Origin of the sequence: Pseudokineococcus marinus, assembly GCF_013004605.1 — a bacterium.
Classification (GTDB): Bacteria; Actinomycetota; Actinomycetes; order Actinomycetales; family Quadrisphaeraceae; genus Pseudokineococcus; species Pseudokineococcus marinus.
The window spans coordinates 1-8,207 of the sequence record NZ_JABEMA010000136.1 but is presented as its reverse complement, the minus strand read 5'-3'; the positions used below and the strand labels follow the sequence as shown (position 1 = coordinate 8,207).

General features: G+C 75.8%; 12 protein-coding genes, 3 tRNA genes and 1 pseudogene. 10 read left to right on the top strand and 6 right to left on the bottom strand.

The window, feature by feature from the left end; genetic code table 11:
- The 4 genes and pseudogenes from HLB09_RS09970 to HLB09_RS09955 form a co-directional block, all read right to left on the bottom strand.
- Positions 1-1,177: pseudogene (locus tag HLB09_RS09970) on the bottom strand (GTPase domain-containing protein); the annotation flags it as partial.
- Between the two features lie 389 nt (positions 1,178-1,566).
- A tRNA-Arg gene (locus tag HLB09_RS09965) sits at positions 1,567-1,639 on the bottom strand.
- Between the two features lie 90 nt (positions 1,640-1,729).
- Complete coding sequence (nhaA, locus tag HLB09_RS09960) at positions 1,730-2,950, bottom strand: Na+/H+ antiporter NhaA (RefSeq protein ID WP_171203227.1); 1,221 nt, start codon at positions 2,948-2,950, stop codon at positions 1,730-1,732.
- The gene (locus HLB09_RS09955; protein WP_171203226.1) at positions 2,947-4,182 is read right to left on the bottom strand and encodes a PrsW family intramembrane metalloprotease; all 1,236 of its coding nucleotides are present in this window, start codon (positions 4,180-4,182) and stop codon (positions 2,947-2,949) included. Before HLB09_RS09955 ends, nhaA begins: the two co-directional genes overlap by 4 nt.
- A 135-nt stretch (positions 4,183-4,317) precedes the next feature.
- Here HLB09_RS09955 and orn point away from each other — a divergent pair, with 135 nt between their 5' ends.
- From orn to HLB09_RS09935, 4 genes are all read left to right on the top strand, one after another.
- A complete protein-coding gene (gene orn / locus HLB09_RS09950) occupies positions 4,318-4,929 on the top strand; it encodes an oligoribonuclease (RefSeq protein ID WP_322790116.1) in 612 nt (203 codons plus the stop codon).
- Positions 4,930-5,000: 71 nt separating this feature from the next.
- Positions 5,001-5,073 (top strand) — tRNA-His (locus HLB09_RS09945).
- 153 nt (positions 5,074-5,226) lie between these two features.
- Positions 5,227-5,493 (top strand): hypothetical protein, encoded by a 267-nt coding sequence (locus HLB09_RS09940; protein WP_171203225.1) that lies wholly within the window; start codon positions 5,227-5,229, stop codon positions 5,491-5,493.
- A 55-nt stretch (positions 5,494-5,548) separates the two neighbouring features.
- Positions 5,549-5,624, top strand: a tRNA-Lys gene (locus HLB09_RS09935).
- Here HLB09_RS09935 and HLB09_RS20365 read toward each other — a convergent pair.
- The gene (locus HLB09_RS20365; protein ID WP_171203229.1) at positions 5,587-5,910 is read right to left on the bottom strand and encodes a helix-turn-helix domain-containing protein; all 324 of its coding nucleotides are present in this window, start codon (positions 5,908-5,910) and stop codon (positions 5,587-5,589) included. The genes HLB09_RS09935 and HLB09_RS20365 overlap by 38 nt on opposite strands.
- 107 nt (positions 5,911-6,017) lie before the next feature.
- On the opposite strand from HLB09_RS20365, the gene HLB09_RS09925 reads away from it, so the two are divergent.
- The gene (locus tag HLB09_RS09925) at positions 6,018-6,239 is read left to right on the top strand and encodes a MerR family transcriptional regulator (RefSeq protein ID WP_171203224.1); all 222 of its coding nucleotides are present in this window, start codon (positions 6,018-6,020) and stop codon (positions 6,237-6,239) included.
- A gap of 263 nt (positions 6,240-6,502) precedes the next feature.
- Here HLB09_RS09925 and HLB09_RS09920 read toward each other — a convergent pair whose 3' ends face one another.
- Positions 6,503-6,766, bottom strand: coding sequence for a hypothetical protein (locus HLB09_RS09920; RefSeq protein ID WP_171203223.1), 264 nt, complete (start codon positions 6,764-6,766; stop codon positions 6,503-6,505).
- 125 nt (positions 6,767-6,891) lie between these two features.
- Here HLB09_RS09920 and HLB09_RS09915 point away from each other — a divergent pair, with 125 nt between their 5' ends.
- From HLB09_RS09915 to HLB09_RS09895, 5 genes are all read left to right on the top strand, one after another.
- Complete coding sequence (locus HLB09_RS09915; RefSeq protein WP_171203222.1) at positions 6,892-7,062, top strand: hypothetical protein; 171 nt, start codon at positions 6,892-6,894, stop codon at positions 7,060-7,062.
- Positions 7,063-7,217: 155 nt separating this feature from the next.
- On the top strand, positions 7,218-7,406 hold the full coding sequence (locus HLB09_RS09910) for a hypothetical protein (protein WP_171203221.1): 189 nt from the start codon (positions 7,218-7,220) through the stop codon (positions 7,404-7,406).
- Positions 7,403-7,594 carry a hypothetical protein gene (locus HLB09_RS09905; protein ID WP_171203220.1) on the top strand — a complete coding sequence of 64 codons (192 nt, stop codon included), beginning with the start codon at positions 7,403-7,405 and terminating at the stop codon, positions 7,592-7,594. The genes HLB09_RS09910 and HLB09_RS09905 overlap by 4 nt, the downstream gene beginning before the upstream one ends.
- Positions 7,591-7,986: a hypothetical protein gene (locus HLB09_RS09900; protein WP_171203219.1), complete on the top strand. Its 396-nt coding sequence runs from the start codon at positions 7,591-7,593 to the stop codon at positions 7,984-7,986. Before HLB09_RS09905 ends, HLB09_RS09900 begins: the two co-directional genes overlap by 4 nt.
- Positions 7,983-8,207, top strand: a 225-nt coding sequence (locus HLB09_RS09895; RefSeq protein WP_409372997.1) for a hypothetical protein, incomplete at its 3' end; no start/stop codon positions are given. The genes HLB09_RS09900 and HLB09_RS09895, both read left to right, overlap by 4 nt.

The window sequence follows — 8,207 nt, the reverse complement described above, 5'->3', positions numbered from 1 at the left end:
CGCTCGGCGCGGGGCGCCCGCGGACGAGCGCGCCGAGGCGGTCGCGCAGGCGGCCGACGGCGGCGTCGAAGGAGCGGAAGAACTCGCCGGTGCCGACGAACTCCTGCCAGCGCGCCAGCACCTCGCCGCGCAGGAGCGTGCCGTCGGTGAGCTCGGTCTCGAGCTCCTCGCGGCCCAGCGCGAAGGAGGTGACGACGTCGTCGCGCAGCGCCGCCACGGCTGAGGCCTGGGCGGCGGCCGCCCCGGCGACGGGCGCGAGGCCGCTCGGCAGCGCCTCGAGCGCGCCGGTGAGGGTGCGGCGGACGACGAGGGCCCGCTGCCGGGCGTCGCCCGCGAGGCCCGCGAGCCAGCGCCGCAGCGGCTCGACGGCCTCGGCGGGCAGCAGCCCGTCGACGTCGGCGCCGGGCGCCGTCTCGAGCACGGAGAAGAGCGGGGCCGCGCCGAGCCCGCCGTCGCGGAGCATGCCCGCGAGGTCGGCGCGCACCTCGCGCAGCACGGCGTCGTCGCCGGGGCCCGCGGGGACGCGGTCGAGGACGACGGCGACGGACGCCCCCCGGCGGGCGGCGCCGGACAGCAGGTCCCACGGCACGGCGTCGGCGTAACGGGCCGCGGTGGTGACGAAGACCCACAGGTCGGCGGCGCCGAGCAGCTGCGCCGCGAGCGCGCGGTTGGCGTCGACGACCGAGTCGACGTCGGGGGCGTCGAGCAGGGCGAGCCCCGCCGGCACGCCGGCGGACGCGACGAGCTGCAGCGACGTCGCGGCGGGCGCGTCGGCGCGCGCGGGTCCGCTCGGCTCCTCGGCGCCCGTCGTGCGCGCGAGCGCCGGCAGCACCCGGTCGCCGGTGAACCACGCGGCGTCGTCGGGGTGGTGGGCGAGGACCGGCGCGCGGGTCGTCGGACGCAGCGCGCCCGCCCGGGTCACGCGCTCCCTCAGGAGCGAGTTGACGAGCGTGGACTTGCCCGCGCCCGTGGAGCCGCCGACGACGGCGAGCAGCGGCGCGTCGACCTGGCGCAGCCGCGGCAGGAGGTAGTCGTCGAGCTGGTCGCGGGCCGCCGCGGCGCCGGCGCGACCGCGCTGGGCGTCGGGCAGGTCGAGGGGCAGCCGCAGTCCCGCGAGCTCCTCCCGCAGGCGCTCGAGGGCCTCCAGGAGGCTCCCGCCCTCACCCGCGCCGCTCACGGGCCCCAGCCTGCCAGGCGCGCGCGGCGCCGACGCCCCGCGTCCGTGCACAGCGACCTGCGCAAGGCCCGGTCACCGGGCGTCATCGCAGGTCAGGAAGCCGGGCTCATGACGAGGGCCCGCTCGTGCAGGTCGTCCGGCAGCTCGAGGTCCAGCGCCCCCGGCAGGGATCGCACCTGCGACCGTCAGATGAGACGTCCATCGCCCACGGACCCAGCAGCCCCACCGACGGGCGCCCCCGGCAGGGATCGCACCTGCGACCGTCAGATGAGACGTCCATCGCCCACGGACCCACCAGCCCCACCGACGGGCGCCCCCGGCAGGGATCGCACCTGCGACCGTCAGATGAGACGTCCATCGCCCACGGACCCACCAGCCCCACCGACGGGCGCCCCCGGCAGGGATCGAACCTGCGACCGTCAGATTAGAAGTCTGCCGCTCTGTCCGCTGAGCTACGGGGGCGAGCGCCCCCGCGGGCGCGTGCGGCGAGGCTACCGGCGGCCCTTGCCCCGCGCCCCGCTGCGGCGGCGGTCAGGACCGGGGGGTCGCGGGTCAGCCGATGGCGGCGGGCTCGGCCGGGTCCATGCCGATGCGGCGCTTCTGCACCTGGAGCGCGACGGCGCCCAGCGTCGCCGACACGACGGAGGCACCGAGCACCGCCACCTTGGCCGCCTCGCGCAGCTCGCCCGGCGGGAAGGCGAGCTCGCACACGAGGAGGGAGACGGTGAAGCCGATGCCGGCGAGGACGGCGACGCCGAAGAGGTCGCGCGGCGCCTGGTCCTCAGCCAGCCGCAGGGGCGTGAAGCGCTCGAGCACCGTGACCGTCAGGAGCACGCCGATCGGCTTGCCGCCGACGAGGCCGAGGATGACCCCGATGGCGACGGGGTGGGAGAAGACCTGCCCGAGCCCGCCGGTGCCGACGACCGTGACGCCGGCGGCGAAGAAGGCGAAGACGGGCAGCGCGACGCCGGACGACAGCGGGTTGACGACGCGGTTGACCCGCTGTCCGACCGCCTCGTCCTCCCCCCGCCGCGGCAGTGCGGGCACGGCGGCGCCGAGGAGGACGCCGGCGACGGTGGCGTGGACCCCGGAGGCGTGCACGAGGGTCCACGTGACGACCGCCAGCACCATCGCCCCGGCGATGAGCGCCCGGTGGGCGCCGGTGGACGACGGCCGGCGCCGCACGAGCCACGCGAAGACAGCCAGGGGCACGAGGGCGGCGCCGAACCACGGCAGGGCCAGGTCGTCGGTGTAGAAGATCGCGATCACCGTGATGGCGAGGAGGTCGTCGACGACGGCGAGCGTCAGCAGGAAGGTGCGGACGCTGCCCGGCAGCCCTCGGCCGAAGACGACGAGGACGGCCACCGCGAAGGCGATGTCCGTCGCCGTCGGCACCGCCCAGCCCCTCAGGCCCTCGCCACCGGTCTCGAGGACGGCCACGGTGTAGAAGATCGCGGGCATGAGCATGCCGCCGAGCGCGGCGAGCGCGGGCATCGCGGCCCGGCGGGGGTCGCGGAGGCTGCCGCCGCGCACCTCGTGGGTGATCTCGAGGCCGACGACGAAGAAGAAGACGGCGAGGACGCCGTCGGCCGCCCAGGTCGCCAGCGAGAGGTCGAGGTGGAGCGAAGCCGGGCCGACGACCGTCTCGGACAGCTCCGTGTACGCCTCGCGCCAGGGCGAGTTGGCCCAGACGACCGCGACGAGGGCGCCGAGGATGAGCAGGAGCCCGCCGGCGCGCTCGTCCTCGAGGACGGCGCGCACGCGGCCGATCACGCGGCCGCTCGCGTGGCGCCGAAGGGGACGCTCTCGGCCGTCGGTCGGGCGGACGCCGCGAGCACGCGCTCGCGGAGCACCCACAGGCTGCGGACGAGGTCGCGCTCGTCCTCGGCGGCCCCCCGGTGGGCCGTGCCGCGGACGCGGCGCTCGCGCAGGAGGGCCAGCTCGCCCGCGAGGTGCTGGAAGTCGGCCATCGCCTCGGCGCCCTCCCGGCCACCCGCCCGGCGTGCCCAGCGCCGCGCGCGCCGCCGCTCGGGCAGCGAGGCCGCCATGTGCGCCTCGGCCGGCGTCAGCCAGCCGGCGTCGGCGTAGGCCGCGAGGTGCTGGCGCAGCACCCGGCCCTCGCGGCGGCGGGCCAGGACGACGAGCACGACCACGCCCGCGAAGACGGGCACCTGGAGCACCAGGTAGACGACCGGGAAGCCCAGGGGCGCGAAGGTCGACAGGTTCCACGCGCCGTGCAGGAGCACCGCCACCGCGAGGCCGCCGACCGGGAGCAGCCAGCGCGCGCGCCCGCGGCGGGCGACGGCCGCGCCGATCGCGGCGCCGACGACCACGGTGAAGAGGGGGTGCGCGAAGGGCGAGACCACGGCGCGCAGGACGAAGGTGACGGCCAGCTGCTGCGTGCCCCCGGCCACGAGGGCGCCGCTGAAGTAGAGGACGTTCTCGACGAAGGCGAAGCCGATGCCGACCATCCCGGCGTAGACCACGCCGTCGACGACGCCGTCGAACTCGCGCCGGCGCAGGAGGAGGACGGCGACGACACCCAGCGCCTTCGCCACCTCCTCGGTGATCGGCGCCACGACGCCGAGCGACACCGGGCCGGGCTCCCCCGAGGCGTCGAGCAGCACGGACGCCTGCGTGTTGACGGCGAGCGCGATCGCCGTCGCCACGCCCCCGCCCCACCCGAGGGCCACGAGCAGGAGGCCCGGCGGCTCGGCCTCGTAGCGGTCCAGCCACAGGAAGACCGCCCCGACGAGCAGGACGGGCAGCAGCGCGAGGGCCAGCCCCACGGCGACCGCCGACGGGCCGTTCTCGACGAGCACGATGCCGAGCACGCGCAGGAGCCCGGCGACCATGACGGCGGCCAGCAGCGCGGCGACGACGACGTCGCGGGCCCGGGTGCGACGGGCCGGGCGCCGGGCCGGCAGCGCGGCGGGCCACCCCTCGAGGGGTGGGGCCGCGGGCAGGCCCCCTCCGACTGCTGGCGACGGCCCTGCTTGCGTCATGGCGCGCACGCTAGCCCTGGGCACACGTCCGCGCCGACGCCGTCCGCGGGCGCCGGCCGTGCTCCCGGCGTCGCCGGGAGGGCCGCCGTCGCGCCCCCGCTCCCGCCCCGGGGCCGCTCGACCTAGAGTCCGCGCGTGGCTTCCTCGACCTCCTCCCAGCGCATCGTCTGGATCGACTGCGAGATGACGGGCCTCGACCTCGAGCGCGACGCCCTCGTCGAGGTGGCCGTCCTCGTCACCGACTCCGAGCTGGAGGTCGTGGGCGAGGGCCTCGACGTCGTCATCGCCCCGCCGCCGGAGGCGCTCGAGCAGATGCGCGACGTCGTCCGCGACATGCACACCTCCTCGGGCCTGCTGGAGGAGCTCGCGGCCGGCACGACGCTCGAGGACGCCCAGCGGCAGGTCCTCGAGCACGTGCGCGCCCTCGTCCCCGAGGCGCGCAAGGCGCCGCTGGCGGGCAACTCCGTCGGGACGGACCGCGGCTTCCTCGCCCGGGACATGCCGGACCTCGTCGACCACCTGCACTACCGGATCATCGACGTCTCCTCCGTCAAGGAGCTCGCCCGCCGCTGGTACCCGCGGGCGTACTTCGCCTCCCCGGAGAAGGCCGGCGGCCACCGCGCCCTCGCCGACATCCGCGAGAGCATCGAGGAGCTCCGGTACTACAGGGAGGCGGTCTTCGTGCCGCAGCCGGGCCCCGACTCGGCCACCGCTCGCGCCGTCGCCGCTCGGGTCACGGGCACCTGACCGCAGCCGGTACAGTGGTCCCCGCCCAGAGGGGCTCCGCGCGGTGACGGCGGGGCCGACGACGGGCCATGGTGGGTGTAGCTCAGCTGGTAGAGCACCGCGTTGTGGTCGCGGTGGCCGCGGGTTCGAGCCCCGTCACTCACCCCGATCCCGTCCCCCCGGCTCGTCCGGGGGGACGGGTCCGAACGAGTCATCCCCCTCCCCGGTCGCGGCGCTGCGGCTCCTCGAGGCGGACGTTCTGCCACACTCGCCCCACACCGACCTCGAGCACTGGGGCGGTCGCAGGAGGAGGCACCCATGACGACGTCCCCGACCCCGACGTCCCCCGAGCCCGCCGAGGGCTCGACCCCGTCGGACGAGGCGAGCACCAGCGGCAGCGAGCACGTGATGGACATGCTCGGCGAGCACGTCCCGCTCTCCCTGCTCATGGACCTGACGTCCCCGACCGGGCCGGACAGCGTCACCATCCACGACGACGAGGGCCTGCCCGAGGACAGCTGGTGGGACCTCGGCGGGGGCGACGGCGCAGCGTCCGACGCCGGCGAGGCCGGCACCGAGCGCTGACCGCCCGGCACGATTTCACGACGTCGGCGGGGCGCTGCTAACCTCGTCGACGCACGCGCTGCTAGCTCAATTGGCAGAGCAACTGACTCTTAATCAGTGGGTTCTGGGTTCGAGTCCCAGGCGGCGCACCACCTCACGGCCCTCGTCCGACGCAGTCGGGCGGGGGCCGTTGTCGTGCACCCCGAGCGTCCACGACGCCGGCACGCCGGTCAGCAGCTCGATGCGACGCGCCACAGCGACGACGTCGCGCGGCTTGTTGTTGCCGGCCTCCCACTGCGCGTAGCGCGACGGCGGCACCTCGAGCTGCGCCGAGAAGTCGCGCTGTCCCATGCCGGCCATCTGCCGGATCTTGCGGAGCCGATCGGCGAGCGTCCACTGCGGGATCACGGCCGCGGAGGCTTCGGGCGTGCTGGTCATAGGCAGACCGTGGCAGACCTAGGCAGGGGTGCGCAAGCCTAGGTCTGAATAAGCACACTCAGGAGTCACTGCTTGACCCCGTCATCTGAGTGTGCTCAGATCCAGCCATGCCCACTTCTGAGCACTCTCAGAACGACCTGCTCTCCGTGAGCCAGGCCGCCGCCCTCGTGGGTGTCTCGCTCGACACCATCCGTCGCTGGGACAACGACGGGCGCATCCAGTCCGTCCGCACCCCCACCGGTCACCGGCGCTTCCGGCGCGGCGACGTCGAGGCGCTGCTGCAGCCCTCCCCCGCCGCGCCGGCTGACACGACGGCGGTGTCGGCGTGAGCGGCCGTCACGTCTGGCCGTGGGGTAGCTACGTCGTCGGCTTCGACGTGCCCGCGGAGAGGCGAGACGCCGAGCTGGACGAACGGGACGGCCTGGCGGCCGCCGACGCTCTCGAGTCCATGTCCCGACTCAGCACCCGCGTGCTGTCGACGGCCGAGGCGGGGACCGCGGCCGCGCTCGCGGACACAGTCCTCCGCCGCGTCGCCACGACGATGCTCGCCGGCGTCGAGGGCCGCGCTGCCAGCACCCGCCCTTCCAGCTGCTCAGAAGGGCATGTCGCGGATGCTCCTGCCGGTGGCGGGCGCGCTCTGGGGCAGCGCTGGCTCACCGGCGGGAGTCGTCACCACAGCGATCGGGATGCCCGGGCCGACCAGCAAGTTCAGGAAGCGGCGCCCGCCCTCGGACTCGATGGCGAGCACGCGGGGCGTGGTGTCTCTACGGGCCTCGCCCATCGCCTTTCGGACCTCGGCGGCGGTCTCGGGGCTGATCTTCTCGACCCAGCCGTCGTACCTCAGCTCGACGCTCATGACTCTCCTTCGTTCGGTGCAGTGGGTGCGCGGAGCGTAGGAGACGCGGAGCCGGCCGGTCCCCGGTCTGGCTGGCTCCGCCCCCTCGTGCACCGCGCCGCTACCGCGCTGGCGAGGTGCTTCGCGTGATCGCGCTCTCCGTCGCGCTGGGCGGCCTCGCGGTCGTCGCGCTGGTCCTCGGCCTGTGCCGCGCGTCGGCGCTCGCCGACCGCGCCGCGCTCGCGCACCACGCCGAGCAGCAGCCCCGGACGTCGACGTCGACGACCGCTCCCCCGCTGCCGAGGCAGCGCACCTGAGCTCCGGCCGCCCGGGCGTGTCCCCCGCCCCGCCCGGGCGGCCGGCCAACACCACTCCCCCGAGCACCACCACAGGTCCGTAGACGACGACGGACCCGGCCCCCTCCACGCCTGGCAGCACGAGGGGCCGGGTCCACCGACAGCAGGAGGCTCCCATGCGAGGCCAGACCGAGACGACCCCGGAGTCGAGCGCGAGCTCGAAGGGGCTGCTGCTCGCGCTCAACCAGTCGGGCAAGCACATCTACGCGGGCACCGTCCCGCCGCACGTCACCGCGCGTCGTCGCGCGGCGAACCGGGCCGCCCGCCAGGCGCGCCGGGTGCACCGCGCGAGGGCCGCCCGGTGACCGCCGAGGCGGTCGAGCAGCTGCGCCGCACCCGCGACCAGCTGGCCGCCCTCCGCGCCCGCTGGCAGGGCGACGCCGACCTGGGTCGGCTGTCGACCTACGCCGGCTGCGCCGCTGACGTCGACGACGTCCTCGCCGACCTCGAGGGCGCCCTGCGCGACCTCGCCGAGCCGGGCAGCGCCCGGTGACCGCTGAGGCGGTCACCGAGCCGCAGCGGGAGACGACAACGCTGGCCAAGCACAGCAGCGCGCTGACGGCGCTGCGGTGGGTCGCGGACGAGCGCCCCGACCTCCCCTGCGCCGTGGTGCACCTGTCGATCTGGCGCGCGCCGGGCGAGGACCCCGCAGAGGCGCCTGTCGAGCTGCAGGTCCAGACGCACTCCGTCGACGAGGTCGTCCTGTGGGCGACCTACCTCCGCGCCGGCGTCGCGGTCTCGCGCATGCGCTCGGACCGTGCGCTCGTCGAGGTCCGCGAGACGAAGTTCGACGTGCCCGTGTGGGTCTACGCCGTAGTCGACGTCGCGACCCTCCCGGATTCGTCGGGCGGTTCCACGGCAGTCGCCGAGGGAGTCGGGCGGTGAGCGCGCTGCAGGCCGCCGCCCTCACCGGAGACGTGGTCGTCCGGCTCGGCGTCGCCGTGCTGCTCCTGGTCCTCCTCGTGTGGCTGCTGCTCCTCGCCATCCGCCCAGCCCGCGCGGCGGTCGCCTTCATCGCCCCGGGCGCCGGCCCGCGGCTGCGGGCGCTCGCGGCCGCGACTCGGGCCCGACACGAGGCCGGGTGCGCTCGGCTCGCCGCCCTCGAC

What these genes read in the sequence shown, in the direction of transcription:
- HLB09_RS09955 (WP_171203226.1), bottom strand. Translation starts at nt 4,182, where the DNA reads ATGACGCAAGCAGGGCCGTCGCCAGCAGTCGGAGGGGGCCTGCCCGCG.
- HLB09_RS09940 (WP_171203225.1), top strand. Translation starts at nt 5,227, where the DNA reads ATGACGACGTCCCCGACCCCGACGTCCCCCGAGCCCGCCGAGGGCTCG.
- HLB09_RS20365 (WP_171203229.1), bottom strand. Translation starts at nt 5,910, where the DNA reads ATGACCAGCACGCCCGAAGCCTCCGCGGCCGTGATCCCGCAGTGGACG.
- HLB09_RS09925 (WP_171203224.1), top strand. Translation starts at nt 6,018, where the DNA reads ATGCCCACTTCTGAGCACTCTCAGAACGACCTGCTCTCCGTGAGCCAG.
- HLB09_RS09920 (WP_171203223.1), bottom strand. Translation starts at nt 6,766, where the DNA reads ATGAGCGTCGAGCTGAGGTACGACGGCTGGGTCGAGAAGATCAGCCCC.
- HLB09_RS09910 (WP_171203221.1), top strand. Translation starts at nt 7,218, where the DNA reads ATGCGAGGCCAGACCGAGACGACCCCGGAGTCGAGCGCGAGCTCGAAG.